Below are 21,703 nucleotides of genomic sequence, written 5' to 3' on the forward strand. Positions count from 1 at the left end.
GAGCGTGAGAGCCCCTTCCGCGAGATCCACGGCCGCGCGACCCGTGGTCGCCGTCGTCATCAATCCGAGCAAGTTCGACGACGTCGGCGCCGCGCAGGACGTGGTCGCCACGGTCGCCCGCCGCGCCGGCTGGCGCGAGCCGCTCTGGTTCGAGACCAGCGCCGACGACTCCGGAGCCGGAGCCGCGCGGGCCGCGCTCGAGTCGGGCGCCGACCTCGTCTGCGCGATGGGCGGCGACGGCACCGTGCGCGCGGTCGCCTCGGTGCTGCGCGGCACCTCTGTTCCCTACGGACTGCTGCCCAGCGGCACCGGCAACCTGCTCGCCCGCAACCTCGGGATCCCGCTCGGTGCGCTCGCCGACGCGGTCGAGATCGCGCTGCTCGGGCAGGACCGGGCGATCGACGTCGGCACGGCGACCTTCGACGACGGCGAGGAGCGCGTCTTCATGGTGATGGGCGGCGTGGGCCTGGACGCGGAGATCATGGACAAGACCGACGACGAGCTGAAGAAGCGGGTCGGCTGGGGTGCCTACGTGGCGGCGGGCGCCGAGGTGATGTTCAAGGCCGGCTTCGAGGTGACGCTGACGATCGACGGGAAGCCGGAGCCGCCGACCCGCACCCTGATGGTGCTGGCCTGCAACTGCAGCTCGGTCGTGGCGAACATCGAGCTCGCCGCCGGCGCGGTCCTCGACGACGGCGACCTCGAGCTGGTGCTGCTGCGCCGCCGCTTCGGCCTCGCTCTCGACGTCGCGACCGGCAACCGCAACGGCCTCGCGTCCCTGCACCAGTGGCCGGGGCGCGAGTTCTCCTTCTCGCTCGACCAGCCCGTGCTCGCCGAGCTCGACGGCGACCCGATCGGCCGCACCACGAGCGGCCGCTTCAGCGTCGACCCCGGCGCGCTGCTCGTCCGCCTGCCCGTGCCGACCCCGAAGAGCCCGGGCCTCACCCCGCACGACACCCTCGTGATCGACACCACCGAGATCGCGACGATCCTCGCCGCCGAGCCCGACGGAGCGGCACCGACCACTTGACGCTCCGAGCGCCACCATGCTGGTCGAGTAGCCCCGCAGGGGGGTATCGAGACCCGGCGTCGTCAGCAGGGAGGTCTGCAGACTCGACGTCCGGTGACGGTGGATCTCGAGACGCCCGCTGCGCGGGCTACTCGATCAGCATGAGAGCGACGCGGCTGCTCGCTCAACGGGGGACGCTTCCCCCAAAGTCCTTTACGGATGTAATGTAAGTTACGAACGTAAAGGAGGCACCATGACCGACCCCCGCCTCGCCCGCTCGCGCGAGCAGCTGATCGCCGCGATCACGGTCGCGCTCGACCACCCCGGCGACGACCAGCCGTCGATCACCGACCTCTGCTCGGCCGCCCGCGTCAGCCGGCCGACGTTCTACCAGCACTTCGGCGACGTGCCCTCGCTGGTCGAGGCCGCCGCGCTCGAGCGCATGCACGCGCTGTTCGCCGCCGTCGTGCCGCCCTCGCCGCAGGACGACTGGGAGACCGCGGTGCCGCGCGTCGTCCGCGGCCTGCTCTCGGGGCTGCTCGAGCACGCCGACTTCTACCGCCGCGCGCTGAGCGGTGGCACCGCCCGCTCCGTCCAGGAGTCGGTCGTCGCCTTCCTCGCCCAGCGGCTGCTCGCCTTCTCGCCGCTGGCCGCGCAGGAGGCGGGCGACCGCGCCCGGGTCGAGCGCTTCGCCGTCTTCCTCGCCGCCGGGACCGTCTGGCTCGTCGTCGGCTGGCTGCTCGACGGCGACGACCGCCGCCCGGTCGCCTCCGCCTCGGCCGAGATCGCCGAGCTCCTCGTCACCGGAGTCGCATCGCCGCGGCTCACCGCCCCCGCCCCCGACTCCTCGAAGTAGAAGGACCATGCCCGCCTCCGCCACCCGCCGCTCACCCCGGCTCCTCCACCGTCTGCGCTCCGTCTCCCCGCGGCTCGTCGTCGTCTTCTCCGCGATCGCGCTCATCCCGCTGATCTACGCGGGCCTGCTGACCTCGGCGAACCTCGACCCGACCCACCACCTCGACACCGTCCCCGCGGCGATCGTGAACGAGGACACCGGCGCGACCGCCGCCGACGGCTCGGCCCTCGCGCTCGGCGACGCGCTGACCGACGAGCTGACGACGAGCACCTCCGCCTCGAACTTCGACTGGACGCGGACCGACGCCGACGAGGCCGCGAGCGAGCTCGCCTCCGGCGCCGTCTACGCAGTGCTGACCGTTCCGGCCGGCTTCTCGGCCGACGTCGCCTCGGTCGGCGGGGACGACCCGTCGGCGGCGACCGCGGCCCGGTTGTCGATCGCGACGAACGACGGCGCCAACCTGATCGTCGGCAACATCGCCGCGACGATCGGCAGCACGGTCACGCAGACCCTCGAGAAGCAGGTCGGCGAGGAGTACCTGAAGAACGTCTACGTCGGCTTCACGGACGTGCACGACAGCCTCGAGCAGGCCGCCGACGGCGCGACGCAGCTCGCCGACGGCGCGGCCACCGCGTCGAGCGGCTCGGACGAGCTCGTCGTCGGCCTCGAGCAGCTGCAGGACGGCACCGCGCAGCTCGCCACCGGGGCGGACTCGCTCCGCACCGGGGCCGACTCCGCTGCGGACGGAGCGGCGACTCTCTCCTCCGGCCTGCAGCAGCTCGCCGACGGGACGTCCGCGCTGCCGTCGTCCGCCGCCGCGCTGAACGCCGGCGCGCAGTCGGTCGCCACGGGTGCGCAGTCCCTCGACGGTGGAGCCGCGGACCTGGCGGCCGGAGCGGCGACCCTCGCCGACGGCACCGCCGCTCTGTCCTCCGGAGCGGCGACAGCCGCGACCGGCGCGCAGTCCCTCGCCGAGGGCGCCTCCTCCGTCTCCGACGGCGCGACGGCGGCGCTCGCCGGCGCCGGGACGCTGCGCGACGGCTCGGCGGCGCTGGCCGCGAGCACTCCCGCCCTGGCCACCGGAGCGGCGACGGTCGACACCGGCCTCCGGTCGCTGATCGCGGGCTACGGCACCCTCACCGACACCGAGCGCCTCGCCCTCCTCACGCAGCTCGAGTCGGGAGCCGCCGGAGTCTCGTCCGGAGCGACCGCCGCGGACCAGGGCGCGCAGACCCTCGCCGCCGGGTCCTCGGCGCTCGTCGGCGACTCCTCGGGCGGGCTGACCGCGCTCGCCGTGGGCGCCGCCTCCGTGTCCTCCGGCGCCGCCGACCTCACGACCGGCGTGCAGTCGCTCGCCTCCGGAGCCGCCTCCGCCGACTCCGGCGCGCAGTCGCTCAGCACCGGGGCGCAGTCCCTCGCGACCGGCGCCGCCTCCCTCGACTCCGGAGCGGCGCAGGTCGCCGCCGGCACCGGCACCCTCGCCGGCAGCGTCGGCCCGCTGACGACCGGCCTCGACTCCGCCGCGAGCGGGGCCGGAGCGCTCGCCTCGGGCACCGCCTCGCTCGCCTCCGGCTCCGACGCCCTCGCCACCGGTGCCGACTCCGCCGCGCAGGGCAGCGCGGACGCCGCGACCGGCGCGGGCAGCCTCGCCTCAGGGGTCGACTCCCTCGCCTCCGGTTCCGAGACGCTGTCCGGGAAGCTGGCCGACGGGGCGGCCGACGTCCCGTCCTACACGTCGGATCAGGCGGACGCGCTCAGCGCCGTCGCCGCGGCCCCCGTCGCTCTCGACACCGAGCGCCTGAACCGCGTGCCCGAGTACGGCTCCGGACTCGCGCCGTACTTCATGGCCCTCGCGCTCTGGGTCGGCGCCCTCGCCTTCTACCTGATGAGCGCGCCGCTGAGCGAGCGCCTGCTCGCCGCCCGCCGGCCCGCCTGGGTGATCGCGATGCGCAGCTACCTCCCCGGCGCGCTGATGGCGGTGGCGCAGGGCGTGCTCGCCGCGCTGGTGATCCGCTTCGGCGTCGGCGTCGAGATGGCGCAGCTCCCGGCGCTGATGGGGATCGCGGTCCTCACCAGCCTGACCTTCGTCGCGATCAACCAGGCGCTGATCGCCCTGCTCGACGCGCCCGGCCGCTTCCTCGCGCTGCTGCTGATCGTGCTCCAGCTCTCCTCGGCGGGCGGCACCTACCCCATCGAGACGGCGCCCGCCTTCTTCCAGGCGGTGCACGGGGTGCTGCCGCTGACCTACACGGTCGAGGCGTTCCGCTCCCTGATCGCCGGCGGCAGCATCGGCGTCGCGAACGCCGTGCTGGTGCTCTCGCTCTGGCTGCTCGGCGCCCTCGCCGTCACCGTGCTGGCCGCCGCCCGCCGCCGCCGCGGCCTGACGCCGGCGCTGCGCGACCCGGAGCCCCTCCTCGAGACGGCCTGACCGGAGGCCGCCGGCTGCGGCGGCGCGCAGCATGCTGCGAGACGGCGTGACCGGAGGACGCCTGCGGCGGTGGCGCCCAGCATGCTGGTCGAGTAGCCGCGCAGCGGCGTATCGAGACCCGCCGCCATCAGCAGGACGGGTCTGAAGCCTCGTCTTCTGACGCTGGTGGATCTCGATACGCCCGCTGCGCGGGCCACTCGATCAGCAGGCAGGCAGTGTCGGGAGCCCGTTCCGCGCGCCGAACGCCGCCGCCCCGCGCCCAGCCCGCGCTTCCTCCGCCCAGGGCGAACGCGTGGCGCGCGCTCAGAGAGCGGGAGGTAGCCTGACACTCACATTTCCTCGTCAGAAAGGTGCCGGGCCTGCGCCCGCAACATTCATGAACGTCAAGCGCATCTTCCGGGGTCCCATTCTCTACGTCGTCCTCGCGATCGTGGCGGTCTGGATCGGCTCCTCGCTGATCACGATGTCGGGCTTCCGGCAGATCAGCACGCAGGAGGGGCTCCAGCTCCTCTCCGACGGCAAGGTCGACTCCGCGAAGATCGTCGACGGCGAGCAGCGCGTCGACCTGACCCTCGCGCAGGACGACGGCGACAACGGCAAGCAGGTGCAGTTCTACTACGTGGCACCGCGCGGCGCCGAGGTCGTGGACGCGGTCACCACCGCTGCTCCGTCCGACGGCTACGACGACGAGGTCCCGCAGACCAACTGGTTCCTCTCCGCTCTCGGCTTCCTCCTCCCGATCCTCCTGATCGGCGCGTTCTTCTGGCTGATGCTCTCGGGCATGCAGGGCGGCGGCAACCGCGTCATGCAGTTCGGCAAGTCGAAGGCGAAGCTGGTCTCGAAGGAGTCGCCCAAGGTCACGTTCGGCGACGTCGCCGGCGCCGACGAGGCGATCGAGGAGCTGCACGAGATCAAGGAGTTCCTCAAGGAGCCCGCCAAGTTCCAGGCCGTCGGCGCGCGGATCCCGAAGGGCGTCCTGCTCTACGGCCCTCCCGGCACCGGCAAGACCCTGCTGGCCCGCGCCGTCGCGGGTGAGGCGGGCGTCCCCTTCTACTCGATCTCCGGCTCCGACTTCGTCGAGATGTTCGTCGGCGTCGGCGCGAGCCGCGTCCGCGACCTGTTCCAGCAGGCCAAGGAGAACTCGCCGGCCATCATCTTCGTCGACGAGATCGACGCCGTCGGCCGCCACCGCGGCGCCGGCATGGGCGGCGGGCACGACGAGCGCGAGCAGACCCTCAACCAGCTCCTGGTCGAGATGGACGGCTTCGACGTCAAGACCAACGTCATCCTGATCGCGGCGACCAACCGCCCCGACATCCTCGACCCCGCGCTGCTGCGCCCGGGCCGCTTCGACCGCCAGATCGGCGTCGACGCCCCGGATATGCTCGGCCGCAAGAAGATCCTCGAGGTGCACGGCCGCGGCAAGCCGCTGGCCGGCGGAGTCGACCTCGAGGTCGTCGCCCGCAAGACCCCGGGCTTCACCGGCGCCGACCTGGCGAACGTCCTCAACGAGGCCGCGCTGCTCACCGCCCGCTCGAACGCGCAGCTGATCGACAACCGCGCACTCGACGAGGCGATCGACCGCGTCATCGCCGGTCCGCAGCGCCGCACGCGCGTCATGCGCGACAAGGAGAAGCTGATCACGGCCTACCACGAGGGCGGCCACGCCCTCGCCGCCGCGGCGATGCGCCACACCGACCCCGTCACGAAGGTCACGATCCTCCCGCGCGGCCGAGCCCTCGGCTACACGATGGTCCTGCCGCTCGAGGACAAGTACTCGACCACCCGCAACGAGCTGCTCGACCAGCTCGCCTACGCGATGGGCGGCCGTGTCGCGGAGGAGATCGTCTTCCACGACCCGACCACCGGCGCCTCGAACGACATCGAGAAGGCGACCTCGATCGCCCGCAAGATGGTCACCGAGTTCGGCATGTCCTCGAACGTGGGCGCGGTGAAGCTCGGCTCCTCCTCGGGCGAGATGTTCCTCGGCCGTGACATGGGCCACCAGCGCGACTACTCCGAGCAGGTCGCCGAGCGCGTCGACCTCGAGACCCGGCAGCTGATCGAGCAGGCGCACGACGAGGCCTGGCAGGTCATCAACGCCAACCGCGACATCCTCGACCGCCTCGCCGCCGACCTCCTCGAGAAGGAGACCCTCGACCACGACCAGCTGGCCGAGATCTTCAAGGACGTCCGCAAGATCGACGAGCGCCCGCAGTGGCTCTCGAGCGACAAGCGCCCGCTCTCCGACCTCCCGCCGATCGCCATGCCGCCGGCCAAGGCGCCGATCGACGCCGGCGCCACCGACGGCGCGGTCGTCTCGGAGAGCTCCGAGCCCGCCGCCCCGCAGCGGCCGCCGCTGATCAACCCGCGCCCGACGACGGCGTAGCAGCACCGTGCCGGTCGACAGGGCGCGCATCGAGGCCGCCGTCGCCGAGCTCCTCGCGGCCATCGGGGAGGACCCGGGCCGCGAGGGCCTCTCGACGACCCCGCAGCGCTTCGCCGACTCGTACGAGGAGTTCTTCGGCGAGTTCGACCTCGACCCCGCCTCGCACCTCGCCGAGACCTTCGCGGTCGTCGAGGAGGGGGAGCAGCCGCCGGCGACCCAGACGGTCGTCGTCCGCGACCTGGCCTTCCGCTCCGTCTGCGAGCACCACCTTCTGCCCTTCGCCGGCGTCGCGCACATCGCCTACCGCGCGGGTGAGCGGGTCGTCGGCCTCGGCAAGCTCCCGCGGGTCGTCGAGACCGTCGCGTCCAGGCCGCAGCTGCAGGAGCGGCTCACCGAGCAGATCGCGGACGTCCTCGACGCCGGCCTCTCGCCCGAGGGCGTGCTGGTCGTCGTCGACGCCGAGCACGGCTGCGTCCGGCTGCGCGGCGCGCGCCAGAGGGCCAGCTCGACCGTCACCGTCGCCGCCCGCGGCACCCTCGCCGACCCCGCCGCGCGCGCCGAGATCATCGCGCTGATCGGCGCCGCCCGGGAGGCCTGACGTGGGCCTCGCCGTCACCGATCTCGCACCCGGCCACCGCGCCGCGCTCCTCGGGATCCTCAACGTCACCCCCGACTCCTTCAGCGACGGCGGTCGCTGGCTGTCCGTCGACGACGCGGTCGAGCACGGACTCGGGATGACCCGCCCCACCGGCGACGGCCCCGCGTCCTTCGGCGCCGACCTCGTCGACGTCGGCGGGGAGTCGACCCGGCCCGGCGCCGCGCGCGTCGACGCCGCTGCCGAGCAGGGGCGGGTGCTGCCCGTCGTCCGCGCTCTCGCGGCCGAGGGCGTCCGGGTCAGCATCGACACCATGAGCGCCGCGACGGCGGAGGCCGCCCTGGACGCGGGCGCGGTCGTCGTCAACGACGTCTCCGGCGGGCTCGCCGACCCGGCGATGCTGCCGCTGGTCGCCGAGCGCGGTGCGGTCTACATCGCCATGCACTGGCGCGGTCACAGCGCCGGGATGACGGAGCTCGCCTCCTACGCCGACGTGGTCGCCGAGGTGCGCTCCGAGCTGGAGCGCCGCGTGGACGCCGCCCGCGCGGCGGGCATCCGCGACGAGCACCTGATCCTCGACCCCGGACTCGGCTTCGCGAAGGACGGCGGCCACGACTGGGCGCTGCTCGCGCACCTCGACGCGATCGTCTCGCTGGGCCTGCCCGTGCTGGTCGGCCACTCCCGCAAGCGCTTCCTCGCGCCCTTCGCGCCGGCCGGCTCGACCGCGGCGGAGCGCGACGACGTGACGGCGCTGCTGAGCCTCGCCGCCGTCGACCGCGGCGCCTGGGGCGTCCGGGTGCACGACGTCCGTTCGAGCGCCCGCGCCCTCGCGCTCGGCGCCCGCCTCCAGGAGGAGCTCCCGTGACCGACCCCGCCCGCTCCGCCGCGACCCCGCCGACCCTCGACGCCGCCGCGCTCGCGTTGCGCGACTCGATCACCCTGACGGGCCTCCGGGTGCGCGCGCACCACGGCGTCTTCGGCTTCGAGCGCGAGAACGGCCAGGACTTCGTCATCGACGCCACGGTCTGGCTCGACCTCGCTCCCGCGGCGAGCGGCGACGCGCTGGCCGAGACGGTGCACTACGGCGAGCTGGCGATCGCCCTCGCCGACGCCGTCACCCGCGATCCGGTCGACCTGATCGAGACCGTCGCGGAGCGCCTGGCCGCGGTCGCGCTGAGCTTCGCCGCCGCCGAGGTGGTGCGGATCACCGTGCACAAGCCCGACGCCCCCATCCCGCTGCCGTTCGACGACGTCGCGGTGCAGATCACCCGGGTCCGCCGGTGAGGCCGCGGCAGCAGCGGCTGCTGCCCGAGCGCCGCGTCGTCCTCGCCCTCGGCAGCAACCTGGGCGACCGGCTCGCGCACCTGGAGGCCGCCGTCCGCGCGCTCGCGACGACGCCCGGGCTCCGCCTCGACGCGGTCTCGAAGGTGGTCGAGTCGCCGGCGTGGAAGCTCGACGGCGTCGACGAGGACGCGCCCGCCTACTTCAACGCGGTCGTGATCGGATCGACGACGCTCGAGCCCGACGACCTGCTCGCCGCGACCGCCGCGATCGAGAGCGCGGGCGGCCGGATCCGCGGCGACGGCGAGGAGCGCTGGGGCGACCGCACGCTCGACATCGACCTGATCGCGGTCGGCGGGGTCGTCCGCGACGACGCGCACCTCACGCTCCCGCACCCCCGCGCCGGCGAGCGTGCCTTCGTGCTCGAGCCGTGGTTCGACGTGGAGCCGCACGCCGTCCTGCCGGGGCGCGGCCCGATCGCCGAGCTGCGCGCCCGCGCGACGGACCGGGTGACCGACCGGCCCGAGGCGATAGCGTGGCGGCGCCCGCGAACCTCCGAGACCGCCCCCGCCCCCGGCCGCACCGACCCCGAGAGCAGCACTCCGTGAAGCGCACCCGCATCAGCTCCCTGCTCGGCCTGGCCCTCGTCGGCGCCGTCGCCGGCTTCCTGATCGACCTGGCCATCGCCTCCGCCGGACGTCCGGTGCTGATCCCGCCGCTCACCGTCCCGCTGACGCTCGTGGTGGTCGCGGCGCTCGTGATCGGCTTCGCGATCCCGATCCACCGGGCGACCAAGGGGACGCTCCGCCGCCCCCTCGACCCGTTCCGCGCGATGCGCGTCGTCGTGCTGGCCAAGGCGTCGAGTCTCGTCGGCGCTCTGCTCCTCGGGGCCTCCGGCGGGGTGCTCGTCTACCTGCTGAGCCGGCCCGTGGTGCCTTCGCTAGGCTCCGTGTGGCAGGACGTGGCCGCCATCGTCGGCGCGATCGTCCTGCTGGTGGCCGGTCTGGTCGCCGAGCACCTGTGCACCATCCCGCCGACCGACGACGACGACCCCGCTGTCGGCGAGGTGAACCACGCCTGACGCCGACGCCCGCTCGGACGCAGGCAGGGAGGACGTCATCATGGCCGACGACCAGGAGGCGACCCCCGCGGCCGCTCCGGAGCCGCTGAGCCCGGAGCCGCTGAACCCGGAGCCGCTGAGCCGGCGTGAGGCGCGGAGCCGCGAGGCGGCGCTCGAGCAGGAGCGCGAGTCGGTCCGGCCCGTGCGTGACGCGGTTCAGCCGGACGCGGTCCGGCCGGAGGGCGTCGGGCTCGACTCCGTCGGTCCCGAGCGCGCGACCGGTGGCCGCCTCGACCTGGCCGGTCCGTGGCGGCGCGTCTCGCCGAAGTACGTGGCCGTCGAGGTCGTCTCGGCGGTCGTCTCCAGCGTGGTGCTCCTCGCCGTGCCGACCTTCCTGCTGCTGATCGGCGTCGACTGGGCCTGGATCCTCGTCCTCGCAGCGGCGATCCTCGCCGTCACGCTGCTGATCGTCGCCCCCCGCCGCGCTCGCGCGTACGGCTACCGGCTGCGCGAGGACGACCTGCTCTTCCGCCGCGGCATCATGTTCCAGCGCTTCGTCTCGGTGCCCTACGGCCGCATGCAGCTGATCGACGTCAACCGCGGCCCGCTCGCCCGCGCCCTCGGCCTGGCCGACCTGCGCTTCGTGACGGCCGCCGCGGCGACCGGTGTCAGCATCCCCGGGCTCGTCGACGGCGACGCGGAGGAGCTGCGCGACCGGCTCGTCGAACTGGCGGAGTCGCGCCGGGCCGGCCTGTGAGCGAGGCTCCTGCGGCCGTCCGCGGCATCGAGACCGACCTCGCCGACGGCGAGTGGCACCGCCTGCACCCCGCGACGCCCGTGCTCAAGGGCGGGATCGGCCTGCTGGTGGTCCTCGGCATCCTGATCACCAACCTCCGCGAGCGCCTGCTCGAGCTCTTCCTCCCCGGCCCCGGCGATTACGAGAGCGGCGACCCGGTCGACGCCTTGATCGATCGCGGGCTGATCGGCTGGGCGCTGCTCGCCGTGGCGGCCGGTCTCGCCGTCGCCGTGTTCGCCTTCTGGCTGTCCTGGCGGATGCACACCTTCCGCATCACCGACGAGATCGTCGAGGTGCGCTCGGGAGTGCTGTTCCGCACCAACCGACGCGCGCGGCTCGACCGCATCCAGGGCATCGCCGTGCAGCGCCCGCTGTTCGCCCGGCTCTTCGGCGCGGCCAAGCTCGAGGTCAGCGTCGCCGGGCAGGACGCGAACGTGCAGCTCTCCTACCTCGGCTCGCGGCTGGTCGATGCGCTGCGGCGCGACATCCTGCGGCTGGCGTCGGGGGTGCGCGAGCGGGAGGCGGTCGCGGGGGAGGCGCCGGCCGGCGGCTTCCTCGCGCGCCGGCTGGAGGAGTTCGCCGAGCCGGAGGAGCAGGCTGCGCCCGAGTCGGTCGTCTCCATCCCGCCCGGGCGGCTGCTCGGCTCCCTGGTGTTCAGCGGCTTCACCGTCTTCCTGGTGGTGGCGATCGTGGCCGTCGTCCTCACCTCGGTCTACGGCTCGCCCTACGTGCTGATCGCGATCCTGCCCGGCCTGATCGGCTCCGGCAGCTACTACATCCGCCAGTTCGTCCGCTCGCTGCGCTACTCGATCGCCGCGACGCCGGACGGCGTGCGCGTCGGCTACGGCGTGCTCTCGACCAGCAGCGACACCCTGCCACCCGGCCGGATCCACGCGGTGGAGATCACCCAGCCGCTGCTCTGGCGGCCGTTCGGCTGGTGGCAGGTGAAGATCGACCGGGCCGGCCACGCGGCGTCCCGCGGTGCGAACGGCGAGCCGAACACCACGATCCTCCCGGTCGGCGACCTCGCCGCCGTCGAGCGCGTGCTCGCGCTGCTGCTGCCCGGCGACGACGAGGGCGCCGAGGCGACCCCCGTCGGCGACGCGCTGCGCCGCCGGGACGCCCCCGGCTTCACCAGCGCGCCCCGCTCGGCGATGCTGCTCCGGCCCTTCTCCTGGCGGCGCACCGGCTTCCGGCTGGCCGAGGACGTCGTGGTCCTGCGCAGCGGAGCCGTCTGGCGCCGCGTCACGGTCGTCCCGCTCGCGCGGATGCAGAGCGTCGGCGTGCAGCAGGGGCCGCTGCAGCGGATGCTCGGGCTGGCCTCGGCGCGCGTGCACACGGTCGCCGGTCCGGTCACGCCGCTGGTGCCGGTGATGAGCGTCGCCGACGGAGTCGCCTTCTTCGAGAGCGTGGGTCGCGCCGGAACCGCCGCGGCCGAGCGCGACGCCAGCCACCACTGGGGGCGGCGGGCCGCCGCCGCTCCGACGCCCCGCGACGCGTGGGCCGCACCCGAGGGGGACCCGTATGCCTGACGCCCGCCGCGACGGACGCCTCGGCGTCGGGATCATCGGGGCCGGACCCGTCGGCCCGGTGCTCGGTGCCGCGCTCGCCAACGCCGGGCACGCCGTGGTCGGCGTCGCCACGACGAGCGACACCGGCCGCGAGCGCGTCGACGCCCTGCTGCCCGGCGCTCCGGTGCTCGCGATCCCCGATCTCGTCGAGCGGAGCGAGCTGGTGATCATCGCCGTCCCCGGCGCCGAGATCGCGGCGCTCGTCGCCGGCCTCGCCGCGACCGGGGCCTGGCAGCCCGGGCAGCTCGTGCTGCACACCGCGGCGGAGCACGGCTTCGGCGTCCTGGCGCCCGCCCTGGCCTCGGGCGTCATCCCGCTCGCCGTGCACCCGGCGATGACGTTCACCGGGACCAGCCTCGACCTGGCGCGCCTGGCGGAGACGTACTTCGCCGTGACCGCGCCCGGCCCGGTGCTGCCGATCGCGCAGGCCCTCGTCGTCGAGATGGGCGGCGAGCCGGTCACCGTCGCGGAGGCGGACCGCCCCGCCTACGCCGAGGCCGTCTCGACCGCGACCACGTTCTCCACCGCCATCGTCGAGCAGGCCGCCGGCCTCCTCGCCGGCATCGGCGTCGACAAGCCCGGCTTCTTCCTCTCCAGCCTCGTCCGCTCCTCCGTCGACGACGCCCTCCGCCGCGCGGCCGGCTGACGCCGCCCTCCGGCCGAGGAGCGCCGCAGGCGCGCCCGATGCTGGTCGAGTAGCGCCGCAGGCGCGTATCGAGCCCCACCGTCATCAGCAGTGCGCGTCTGCAGACCTCTGCTCTGACGCTGGTGGATCTCGATACGCCCGCTGCGCGGGCTCCTCGATCACCGGACTCCGCACCGCCGGTAGGGTTCTCGGGTGATCAGCACCATCGAACGCATCGGCGAGCTCCGGGAGACCCTGCAGGAGGCGCGGCGCGCCGGGGCGCGGATCGCCCTCGTGCCGACGATGGGCGCCCTGCACGACGGGCACCTGGCGCTCGTCGACCGGGCGCGGGAGATCGCGGACGTCGTCGTCGTGTCGATCTTCGTGAATCCGCTGCAGTTCGGTCCGAACGAGGACCTCGACCGCTATCCGCGCGACCTCGCGGCCGACGTCGCCCTGCTCGAGGAGCGCGGCGTCGCCCACGTCTTCGCGCCGAGTGTCGCCGAGATGTACCCGGACGGCCCCTCCTCCACCCGCGTCGTGGCGGGGAAGGTCGGCTCGCTCTACGAGGGCCGCTCGCGCCCCGGCCACTTCGACGGCATGCTGACCGTCGTCTCGAAGCTCCTGCACATCGTCCAGCCGGACGTCGCGATGTTCGGCCAGAAGGACGCGCAGCAGCTGTTCCTCGTCCGCCGGATGGTGCGCGACCTCGATCTGCCCGTCGCGATCGAGGGCGTGGACACCGTCCGCGAGGAGGACGGCCTCGCGCTCTCCAGCCGCAACCGCTACCTCGACGCCCGCGAGCGCCGGGCCGCCCGGACGATCCCGCTGCTGCTCGAGGCCGCGGCCTCCGCCGCGGACCGCGGGATCGACGCCGTGATCGCGGCCGCGCAGTCCGCCTCGATGGGCGAGCCGCTGGTTAAGCTGGACTACCTCGTCGTCGCGAACCCGGCGACGCTCCTGCCGGTCGACGACGACCACCGCGGCCCGGCCCTCGTGCTCGTCGCCGCGGTCGTCGGCTCCACCCGGCTCCTCGACAACGGCCCGATCCTGCTCGCCTGATCGCGCCCGCCGCCTCCAACCGAAAGCACCCGCGTTCTGACATGGTCGACACTCCCGGCGCCCCCGTGCCCCCGTCCGAGCCCACGCCCGAGGAGGCCTCCGAGCAGAAGGCCGTGCGCCTGGCCAAGCGCGAGCGCCTGATCGAGCTGGCCGGCGACGACCTCGGCGGCGGCGCCTACCCGGTGTCCGTCGCGGTCACCGACACCATCGCCGCGGTCCGCGCGCGCCACGAGGGCATCGAGCCGGACGTCAAGACCGGCGAGCGGGTCGGCCTCGCCGGCCGCGTCGTCTTCCAGCGCAACACCGGCAAGCTCTGCTTCGCGACGCTGCAGGCCGGCGACGGCTCGCGGATCCAGGCGATGGTCTCGCTCGGCGACGTCGGCGAGGAGTCGCTGGCGAGCTGGAAGGAGCTCGTCGACCTGGGCGACCACCTCTTCGTCGCCGGCGAGGTGCTCTCCAGCAAGCGCGGCGAGCTCTCCGTCTGGGTGTCGGAGTGGAGCATCGCGGCCAAGGCGATCCTCCCGCTGCCGAACCTGCACAACGAGCTCGGCGACGAGACCCGGATGCGCCAGCGCTACCTCGACCTGATCGTGCGGCCGCAGGCCCGCGAGACCGTGATCGCCCGGTCGACCGTGAACGCGTCCCTCCGGAAGACCTTCGTCGACCACGGCTTCCTCGAGGTCGAGACCCCGATGCTGCAGGTGATGCACGGCGGCGCCTCGGCCCGCCCCTTCGCCACGCACTCGAACGCCTTCGACACCGAGCTCTACCTCCGCATCGCGCCGGAGCTCTACCTCAAGCGCGCCGTCGTCGGCGGCATCGAGCGCGTCTTCGAGATCAACCGCAACTTCCGCAACGAGGGCGCCGATTCGACGCACTCGCCCGAGTTCGCGATGCTCGAGGCGTACCAGGCCTACGGCGACTACTCGAGCATCGCCGACCTCACTCAGGAGCTGATCCAGAACGCGGCGCTCGCCGTCGCCGGCTCGCACGTGGTCACCTGGGCCGACGGCACCGAGTACGACCTCGGCGGCGAGTGGGACCGCCTCTCGATGTACGAGAGCCTCTCGCAGGCCGCCGGCATCGCGATCACCCCGCAGACCCCGCTGGTCGAGCTCGAGACGCTCGCCGCGCGCGAGGGCGTCGAGGTGCACGTGCCCACCCACGGCAAGTACGTCGAGGAGCTCTGGGAGCACTTCGTCAAGGGCGACCTCGTCCGGCCCACCTTCGTGATGGACTTCCCGGTCGACACCTCGCCGCTGGTGCGCGCGCACCGCAGCATCCCGGGCGTCGTGGAGAAGTGGGACCTCTACGTCCGCGGCTTCGAGCTGGCGACCGGCTACTCCGAGCTGATCGACCCGGTCGTCCAGCGGGAGCGCTTCGTCGAGCAGGCGCTCCAGGCCGCGGCCGGCGACGACGAGGCGATGCGCCTCGACGAGGACTTCCTCCGCGCGCTCGAGCACGGCATGCCCCCGACCGGCGGCATGGGCATGGGCATCGACCGGCTGCTGATGGCCGTCACCGGTCTCGGGATCCGCGAGACCATCCTCTTCCCGCTGGTCAAGTAGGTTCGAGGCGTGGTCAGGGCATCCAGCATCGTCGCGACGGTCGTCGCCGGCGTCCTCACCCTCGCGCAGTTCGGCGTGGGCGCGGCGGTCGCCGGCTCGGTGCTCGTCGACTCCGCCGATGTCGGCCGTGCGCTGGCGGATCAGCGGGCGGCGGAGTCGTTCACCCCCGACGCCACGATCACCGGCTTCGCGGACCGCACCGCGATGTCCACCCGCGGCCGCGCCCTCTACTACGCCTCGAACCCCTCGGTCGAGCCGACGGCCGGCTTCAACGCGCTCTGCGGCTACGGCGCCTCGGACGAGATCGTGCTCGGCTGCTACACCGGCAGCGACATCTACATCTCGGACGTCGAGAACCCCGACCTCGACGGGATCCGCGACGTGACCGCCGCGCACGAGATGCTGCACGCCGCGTGGGTCCGGATGGACGCCGCCGAGCAGGCCGAGGTCGGCGCGCAGCTCGAGGCGGCCTACGCCGCCCTGCCGCAGGACGGCCCGATCGCCGAGCGTCTGGAGCTCTACCGCACCGGTGGCCTCGGCGAGCGCGTCAACGAGCTGCACTCGATACTCGGCACCGAGGTCGCCGACCTGCCGCCCGCGCTCGAGGCCCACTACGCCGAGTATTTCGCCGACCGATCGGTCGTGGTCGGCCTGAACGCCCAGTACGAGGCGGTCTTCACCGACCTCGAGGACCGCATCACCGAGCTGGTCGCCCGCATCGACGCGATGTACGCGGACCTCACCGCGCGCATCGACGCCAACAACGCGGAGTACGACGCGCTGAACGCCGAGATCGACTCCTTCAACGCCCGGGCGGACAGCGGCGACTTCGCCTCGGACGCCGCCTTCGACGCCGAGCGGGCCGACCTGCTCGCGCGGGGCGAGGCGATCGACGCCACCCGCGCCGCGATCGACGCGGACATCGCGGTGTACGACGGTCTGCGCACCGAGCTCGAGGGGCTGAACGCCGACGCATCGGCCCTCAACCAGTCGATCGAGAGCAGCTGAACCGCGCCGGGCGGCCGGGGGACCGGTCCGTCCGGCCCGTTCGCTGAGCGGCCGCTCCGGGCCCGCTCCCGGCCGGGCCGGGTAGGATCGCCCCCATGGACTGGGAGCTGTGGAATCAAGGACTGTGGGCACTCGTGCCGACCGTCACCATCGGGCTCCTCTTCTGGTTCATCATGCGCGCGCTGATCCGCTCGGACCGCAACGAGCGCCGCGCCTACGACCGCATCGAGGCGCAGGAGCGGGCCCGCCGCGGTCTGCCCCCGCGCGACGCGGCGTAGAGCCCGCGTGAACTCCCCCGACTGGTCGCTGGTCCTCGCGGTCGGCGCGATCGTCGTGGAGCTCGTCGTCCGCGTGATCGCGGTCGTCGTCGTCCCGCGCAACCGCCGCCCGACCACCGGCCTCGCCTGGCTGATGGCGATCTTCCTGATCCCCTACGTCGGCATCCTGCTCTTCCTCTTCATCGGCAGCTACCGGCTGCCGCGCAAGCGCCGGCGCAAGCAGGAGGAGATCAACCGCTTCATCCTCGAGTCGACCGAGGGCATCGACCGGGTCGCCCGCGACCACCCCTGGCCGCTCTGGCTCGAGTCCGTCGTCACCCTCAACCGCAACCTCGGCGCGATGCCCCTCGTCGGCGGCAACGACGCCCGCCTGCAGGGCGGCTACGAGCAGACCATCCGCGCGATGGCCGACGAGATCGACCGCGCCCGCCGCTACGTGCACTGCGAGTTCTACATCCTCGCCGCCGATGCGACGACCGCCCCGTTCTTCGACGCGCTCGACCGCGCCGTCGCCCGCGGCGTGACGGTGCGGATCCTGCTGGACCACATCGCGTCGATCCGCGTCCCCGGCTACTACACCGGGACGCACCGCCGCCTGAGGGCGCTGGAGCGGGCCGGTGCGCGCTGGTCGTACATGCTCCCCGTCCGCCCGTGGCTCGGCCAGTACCAGCGCCCGGACCTCCGCAACCACCGCAAGCTGCTGATCGTGGACGGCAACGCGGCGTTCATGGGCTCGCAGAACGTCGTCGACTCGAGCTACAACAAGCGCGGCAACATCCGCCGCGGCCTGCACTGGCACGACCTGATGGTGCGCCTCGAGGGCCCGGTGGTGCAGGGCATCAACGCGATCTTCATCACCGACTGGTACAGCGAGACGGACGAGCTGCTCCTGCGCGAGTCCGAGCCGATGGAGGCGCTGCAGCAGCGCGACACCATCGACTGCCAGGTGGTGCCGAGCGGCCCGGGCTTCGACGGCGAGAACAACCTCCGGCTCTTCCTCGCGCTGCTCTACTCGGCGCAGAAGTCGATCATCATCACGAGCCCCTACTTCGTCCCCGACGAGGCGATGCTCTACGCGATCACGACCGCGACCCGCCGCGGCGTGCACGTCGAGCTCTTCGTCTCCGAGATCGGCGACCAGGCCGTCGTCTACCACGCGCAGCGCTCCTACTACGAGACGCTGCTCACCGCCGGCGTGCGGATCTGGATGTACCGCAAGCCCACGATCCTGCACGCGAAGCACTTCACCATCGACGACGACGTCGCCGTGATCGGCTCGAGCAACATGGACATGCGCTCCTTCACGCTCAACCTCGAGGTGTCGCTGATGGTGCGCGGCTCCGACTTCGTCGAGGACCTGCGCGAGGTGCAGCAGGACTACCGGGAGCACTCCCGCGAACTGACACTGCGCGAGTGGCGCCAGCAGCCGCTGCGCTCGACGATCCTCGACAATCTGGCGCGGCTCACCTCGGCCCTCCAATAGGGGAGGCTCGAGCTTCGCTCAGGAATGGCGAGACTCTCTCACTTCTTGTTACGCTCCGAAGGCGAACGTTCCTCGACGTCCGCTCCTCTTCGATCGGAGTCGCCCTCGTGATCCCTCGTCCCTCCCATCTGAATCCGCTCTGCGTCCCGCTGAGTGCCGGAGCCCGCGCCGTGCGGCTCCGGGGCTCAGCGGGCGCCGTGGCACTGCGCCGCACGGTGGACGTCTCCGTGCCGACGACGTCCGGCTTCCGGATGGACCTCGCCATCGCCGCGACCGAGCGCGTCCGCGTGGTCCACGTCGTCTCGACGCCGTTCGCCGTCCGCTGGCCCGGAGCGAGCGCCGTCGACGGCTCCTCGGTCTTCCTCCTGCCGATGGACGGCGTCCTCGCCGTCGACACGTCGTCCGGCCTGCTCGAGGTCGAGGAGGGCGGGCTCGCCCTCTCCTCGGAGGATCCGGTCGTCGTCCGCACGTCCCGTCCGGCCCGCTTCCTCGTGCTCTGCGCCGACAACGGCGTCTCCGAGCGCCGTCGCGCCGATCCGGTGCGGCTCGTCCCCGCCACCTCGACGACGAACACCGCGCGGACGATGCTGCGGGCGTTCCTGGCCGAGCTCGACCCCGAGAACCCGGTGCAGGCCGAGTACCTCGAGGGCACCGTCCTGCGACTCGCCCGGCTGCTCGGCTCGGAGCGGGAGGAGGGCTCGCGCGAGCGCCTCGGTCTGCACGAGATGGTCGAGGCCGCCCTGCAGGTCATCCAGGCCGACTACAGCGACCCGACGCTCGACCCGAGCACGGTGGCGCGGCGCTGCCGGGTCAGCCTGCGCACGCTGCAGCGCGCGGTGGCCGACGAGCGCGGCTCGACCCTGCGCAGGCTCATCTCCGACGTCCGCACCGAGAACGCCCTGCGCCTGGTCGGCACGCCGGAGTCGAGCATCCTCCCGCTCAGCGACATCGCGCGGCGCTCCGGCTTCTCGTCGCCCGAGCGGCTGCGGCGCGCGATCGCGACCGAGACGGGACTGTCCCCGAGCGAGTACCGCCGCCGTCTGAACGGGGAGGACCTCGCCGCGGGCTGAGCCGGCCCTCGCCCGCGGTTCCGCCGATCCTCGCCCGCCCTCGTCGCTTGCGGGTGACGACGACTCGCGCAAGGCCCTGTGCTGTCCGAGGCGCCCGGCGTAGCGTCGGAGCGTCCTCAGCACGGTGGGCCGTCGGTCCTTCCGGGGCCGGCACTTCAGAAGGGAACGTCATGGCGGCGAGCAGAACGACGCGCATCCTCATCCTCGGCGGCGGCTACGTCGGCCTCTACACGGCCTGGGGCCTCGAGAAGCTCCGCGGGGCGACGCCGATCGACGTCACCGTCGTCGAGCCGAACCCCTACATGACCTACCAGCCGCTCCTCCCCGAGGTGGCCGGCGGGCACGTCCAGCCGCGCCACGTCACGGTGCCGCTGGTGCAGGCGCTGAAGCGCACCCGCATCGTCCGCGGCGCGATCACCGGCGTCAGCCTGGCCGAGCGCTCGGCCACCGTCGCAGCGATGGACGGCACCAGCCGCACGCTGCCCTTCGACCACGTCGTCTTCGCGCTCGGCGCGGTGACCCGCACCTTCCCGACGCCCGGTCTCGCCGAGCACGCCATCGGCTTCAAGACGGTCGAGGAGGCGGCGCACCTGCGCGACCGCGTCATCGAGAACATCGCGAAGGCTGCGCTGACCACCGATCCGACCGAGCGCCGGCGCCTGCTCACCTTCGTCTTCGTCGGCGGCGGCTACACCGGGGTCGAGGCGCTCAGCGAACTGCTCGACCTCAGCCGCCGCACCCTCGCCGCGCAGCCGTCGCTCTCGATGGGCGACGTCACCTGGCACCTCGTCGAGGCGCTCGACCGCGTCGCGCCCGAGGTCGGCCCGGAGCTCTCGGTCTGGACGCTCGACCACCTCCGCGAGCGCGGCGTGCACGTGCACCTGAAGACGACGATGCCCTCCTGCGAGGACGGCGTGGTCGAGCTCTCCAGCGGTGAGCGGATCCCCGCCGCGACGATCGTCTGGACCGCGGGCGTGAAGCCCAACCCGATCCTCGACGCGACCGACTCGCCGCGCGGGCCGAAGGGGCACGTGATGGCCGACGCTCGCCTCCGGGTGATCACCGAGGACGGCGAGCCCGTCGGCTCGGCCTGGGCGGCCGGCGACGGCGCGCAGGTGCCCGACCTCACCGCCGCGAAGCAGCCCGCGTACTACCCGCCGAACGCCCAGAACGCCGTCCGCCAGGCCAAGCTGCTGGCGCGCAACATCATCGCCGACATCACCGGCGGCCCGGTCGAGGAGTACCGGCACGTGTCCGTCGGCACGGTCGCCGAGTACGGGATCGGCAAGGGCGCGGGGGTCATCAAGGGCGTGAAGCTCCGCGGAGTGCCCGCCTGGCTCGCGCACCGGGCGTACCACGGGGCGGCCATGCCCACGTTCGACCGCAAGTGGCGCATCATCGCCGGCTGGGTCGTCGACGCGGTCTCGCGCCGCGACCTGTCGCCGATGAGCGCGCTGCAGGATCCGCGCCGCGCGTTCCGCGAGACCGCCGAGGCGACCGACCGCGAGGCGGCGGAGAAGCGCGCGGCGAAGGAGAAGGAGGAGGCGGCCGGAGCGTCCTGAGGCGAACCGCCTGAGCCGGCCGGCGCCGGCGCGCTCAGGCGCGTCGGCGCGGCTTCAGCCGGACGGTCGGCAGGGTCGGCGCCGGCAGTGCCCGGCCGGGGTAACCCGCGACCCTGCCGAACGGCCCGTCCGCGTCGCCGCCCGCGATGACGTCGCTCTGCCAGCGCTCGCGCGCGGCGGCGACGTCGTCGTGGCTGCGGCCGACGAAGTTCCACCACATCACCAGCTGGTCCGGGAACGGCTCGCCGCCGATCAGCACGACCCGGGCGCCCGCGACCCCGGCCGTCAGCACCAGCATGTCGCGACCCGGTGCGAGGTAGGCGAGGTCGGAGCGGGGGACGTCGACGCCGTCCACCTCGAGCGGGCCGGCGTCGACCAGCACTCCGTGCTCCCACGCGGTCTCGAGCGGGATCTCGACGCGGGCGCCCGGCTCGAGGTCGAGCTGCGCGGCGACCAGCGGGGTGAACACGCTCGCGGGCACGGAGGCGCCGAGCAGCTCGCCGACGAACACCTGCGCGCTCGCACCGGGCAGCTCCACCCGCACGCCGCGGTGGTGCTCGAAGAACGGCTCGCCCAGGCGCGCCTCCTCGGGCAGCGCCACCCAGAGCTGCACGCCGTGCAGAACGGGCTCGGCGCCGGTGGAGACCTCGGAGTGCGAGATGCCGCGCCCGGCGGTCATCAGATTGAGCTCGCCCGGGCGCACGAGCTGGTGGCTCCCGACGCTGTCGCGGTGGTCGATCTCGCCCTCGAAGAGCCAGCTGACCGTCTGCAGTCCGGTGTGCGGGTGCGGCGGGACGTCCATCCCCGCCTCCTCGCCGAGGCGCACCGGACCGTAGTGGTCCGCGAAGCACCAGGCGCCGATCGTGGAGCGCGAGCGCTGGGGGAGGGTGCGCCGCACCTCGATGGCGCGGGCTCCGCCGAGCGGCACGAGCCGCGCCTCGAGGATCTCGACGGGAGACGCGGCGACCGGCTCGGACGCGACCGCGTGCTCGTCCGGATGCTCCTCCAGATTGCTCATAGCGGAAGTCTATGTCTGTGCATAGAAATCGGTCCTCACGCCCA

General features: G+C 73.3%; 20 protein-coding genes. 19 read left to right on the plus strand and 1 reads right to left on the minus strand.

Annotated elements, in window-relative coordinates; all coding sequences use genetic code 11:
* Nucleotides 1-4: 4 nt before the first annotated feature.
* The 19 genes from MT355_RS00570 (at nucleotide 5) to MT355_RS00665 (ending at nucleotide 20,641) form a co-directional block, all read left to right on the plus strand.
* Entirely contained in the window at nucleotides 5-1,030 is a 1,026-nt protein-coding gene (locus tag MT355_RS00570) for a diacylglycerol kinase family protein (protein ID WP_243598139.1), read from the plus strand.
* Nucleotides 1,031-1,262: 232 nt separating this feature from the next.
* On the plus strand, nucleotides 1,263-1,865 hold the full coding sequence (locus MT355_RS00575) for a TetR/AcrR family transcriptional regulator (protein ID WP_243598140.1): 603 nt from the start codon (nucleotides 1,263-1,265) through the stop codon (nucleotides 1,863-1,865).
* Between the two features lie 7 nt (nucleotides 1,866-1,872).
* A complete protein-coding gene (locus MT355_RS21080; RefSeq protein ID WP_279391985.1) occupies nucleotides 1,873-4,293 on the plus strand; it encodes a YhgE/Pip domain-containing protein in 2,421 nt (806 codons plus the stop codon).
* Nucleotides 4,294-4,669: 376 nt separating this feature from the next.
* Nucleotides 4,670-6,682: an ATP-dependent zinc metalloprotease FtsH gene (gene ftsH, locus MT355_RS00590; RefSeq protein ID WP_123705529.1), complete on the plus strand. Its 2,013-nt coding sequence runs from the start codon at nucleotides 4,670-4,672 to the stop codon at nucleotides 6,680-6,682.
* Nucleotides 6,683-6,689: 7 nt separating this feature from the next.
* Nucleotides 6,690-7,280, plus strand: a complete 591-nt coding sequence (folE, locus tag MT355_RS00595; protein ID WP_123446802.1) for a GTP cyclohydrolase I — start codon at nucleotides 6,690-6,692, stop codon at nucleotides 7,278-7,280.
* 1 nt (nucleotide 7,281) lies between these two features.
* The gene (gene folP, locus MT355_RS00600) at nucleotides 7,282-8,142 is read left to right on the plus strand and encodes a dihydropteroate synthase (protein WP_243598141.1); all 861 of its coding nucleotides are present in this window, start codon (nucleotides 7,282-7,284) and stop codon (nucleotides 8,140-8,142) included.
* Nucleotides 8,139-8,561 carry a dihydroneopterin aldolase gene (gene folB, locus MT355_RS00605; RefSeq protein WP_243598142.1) on the plus strand — a complete coding sequence of 141 codons (423 nt, stop codon included), beginning with the start codon at nucleotides 8,139-8,141 and terminating at the stop codon, nucleotides 8,559-8,561. Before folP ends, folB begins: the two co-directional genes overlap by 4 nt.
* A complete protein-coding gene (gene folK, locus MT355_RS00610; RefSeq protein WP_243598143.1) occupies nucleotides 8,558-9,166 on the plus strand; it encodes a 2-amino-4-hydroxy-6-hydroxymethyldihydropteridine diphosphokinase in 609 nt (202 codons plus the stop codon). The genes folB and folK overlap by 4 nt, the downstream gene beginning before the upstream one ends.
* The gene (locus tag MT355_RS00615; protein ID WP_132438025.1) at nucleotides 9,163-9,639 is read left to right on the plus strand and encodes a DUF3180 domain-containing protein; all 477 of its coding nucleotides are present in this window, start codon (nucleotides 9,163-9,165) and stop codon (nucleotides 9,637-9,639) included. Before folK ends, MT355_RS00615 begins: the two co-directional genes overlap by 4 nt.
* Nucleotides 9,640-9,913: 274 nt before the next feature.
* Nucleotides 9,914-10,375, plus strand: coding sequence for a PH domain-containing protein (locus MT355_RS00620; RefSeq protein ID WP_374204632.1), 462 nt, complete (start codon nucleotides 9,914-9,916; stop codon nucleotides 10,373-10,375).
* Nucleotides 10,372-11,946 carry a PH domain-containing protein gene (locus MT355_RS00625; protein WP_243598145.1) on the plus strand — a complete coding sequence of 525 codons (1,575 nt, stop codon included), beginning with the start codon at nucleotides 10,372-10,374 and terminating at the stop codon, nucleotides 11,944-11,946. Before MT355_RS00620 ends, MT355_RS00625 begins: the two co-directional genes overlap by 4 nt.
* Nucleotides 11,939-12,631 carry a Rossmann-like and DUF2520 domain-containing protein gene (locus tag MT355_RS00630; protein ID WP_132438022.1) on the plus strand — a complete coding sequence of 231 codons (693 nt, stop codon included), beginning with the start codon at nucleotides 11,939-11,941 and terminating at the stop codon, nucleotides 12,629-12,631. Before MT355_RS00625 ends, MT355_RS00630 begins: the two co-directional genes overlap by 8 nt.
* A 192-nt stretch (nucleotides 12,632-12,823) precedes the next feature.
* Complete coding sequence (gene panC / locus MT355_RS00635; protein WP_243581153.1) at nucleotides 12,824-13,672, plus strand: pantoate--beta-alanine ligase; 849 nt, start codon at nucleotides 12,824-12,826, stop codon at nucleotides 13,670-13,672.
* Between the two features lie 41 nt (nucleotides 13,673-13,713).
* Nucleotides 13,714-15,240: a lysine--tRNA ligase gene (lysS, locus tag MT355_RS00640; RefSeq protein WP_243598146.1), complete on the plus strand. Its 1,527-nt coding sequence runs from the start codon at nucleotides 13,714-13,716 to the stop codon at nucleotides 15,238-15,240.
* A gap of 9 nt (nucleotides 15,241-15,249) precedes the next feature.
* Entirely contained in the window at nucleotides 15,250-16,248 is a 999-nt protein-coding gene (locus MT355_RS00645; protein WP_243598147.1) for a hypothetical protein, read from the plus strand.
* Between the two features lie 95 nt (nucleotides 16,249-16,343).
* Entirely contained in the window at nucleotides 16,344-16,526 is a 183-nt protein-coding gene (locus tag MT355_RS00650) for a hypothetical protein (RefSeq protein WP_123446793.1), read from the plus strand.
* Between the two features lie 7 nt (nucleotides 16,527-16,533).
* Nucleotides 16,534-18,009: a cardiolipin synthase gene (cls, locus tag MT355_RS00655; RefSeq protein ID WP_243598148.1), complete on the plus strand. Its 1,476-nt coding sequence runs from the start codon at nucleotides 16,534-16,536 to the stop codon at nucleotides 18,007-18,009.
* A 197-nt stretch (nucleotides 18,010-18,206) separates the two neighbouring features.
* Nucleotides 18,207-19,079: a helix-turn-helix domain-containing protein gene (locus MT355_RS00660; RefSeq protein WP_243598149.1), complete on the plus strand. Its 873-nt coding sequence runs from the start codon at nucleotides 18,207-18,209 to the stop codon at nucleotides 19,077-19,079.
* Nucleotides 19,080-19,249: 170 nt separating this feature from the next.
* A complete protein-coding gene (locus tag MT355_RS00665) occupies nucleotides 19,250-20,641 on the plus strand; it encodes an NAD(P)/FAD-dependent oxidoreductase (protein ID WP_243598150.1) in 1,392 nt (463 codons plus the stop codon).
* Nucleotides 20,642-20,675: 34 nt separating this feature from the next.
* On the opposite strand, the gene MT355_RS00670 is transcribed toward MT355_RS00665, so the two are convergent.
* Nucleotides 20,676-21,659 carry a pirin family protein gene (locus tag MT355_RS00670; protein ID WP_243598151.1) on the minus strand — a complete coding sequence of 328 codons (984 nt, stop codon included), beginning with the start codon at nucleotides 21,657-21,659 and terminating at the stop codon, nucleotides 20,676-20,678.
* Between the last annotated feature and the right edge of the window lie 44 nt (nucleotides 21,660-21,703).

The sequence above is a fragment of the Rathayibacter sp. VKM Ac-2929 genome (assembly GCF_022815495.1).
Taxonomy (GTDB): Bacteria; Actinomycetota; Actinomycetes; order Actinomycetales; family Microbacteriaceae; genus Rathayibacter; species Rathayibacter festucae.

Coding starts and splice junctions, on each gene's coding strand:
- MT355_RS00575 (WP_243598140.1), top strand. CDS start 1,263: ATGACCGACCCCCGCCTCGCCCGCTCGCGCGAGCAGCTGATCGCCGCG.
- lysS (WP_243598146.1), top strand. CDS start 13,714: ATGGTCGACACTCCCGGCGCCCCCGTGCCCCCGTCCGAGCCCACGCCC.
- ftsH (WP_123705529.1), top strand. CDS start 4,670: ATGAACGTCAAGCGCATCTTCCGGGGTCCCATTCTCTACGTCGTCCTC.
- MT355_RS00665 (WP_243598150.1), top strand. CDS start 19,250: ATGGCGGCGAGCAGAACGACGCGCATCCTCATCCTCGGCGGCGGCTAC.
- MT355_RS00630 (WP_132438022.1), top strand. CDS start 11,939: ATGCCTGACGCCCGCCGCGACGGACGCCTCGGCGTCGGGATCATCGGG.
- MT355_RS00650 (WP_123446793.1), top strand. CDS start 16,344: ATGGACTGGGAGCTGTGGAATCAAGGACTGTGGGCACTCGTGCCGACC.
- MT355_RS00670 (WP_243598151.1), bottom strand. CDS start 21,659: ATGAGCAATCTGGAGGAGCATCCGGACGAGCACGCGGTCGCGTCCGAG.
- MT355_RS21080 (WP_279391985.1), top strand. CDS start 1,873: ATGCCCGCCTCCGCCACCCGCCGCTCACCCCGGCTCCTCCACCGTCTG.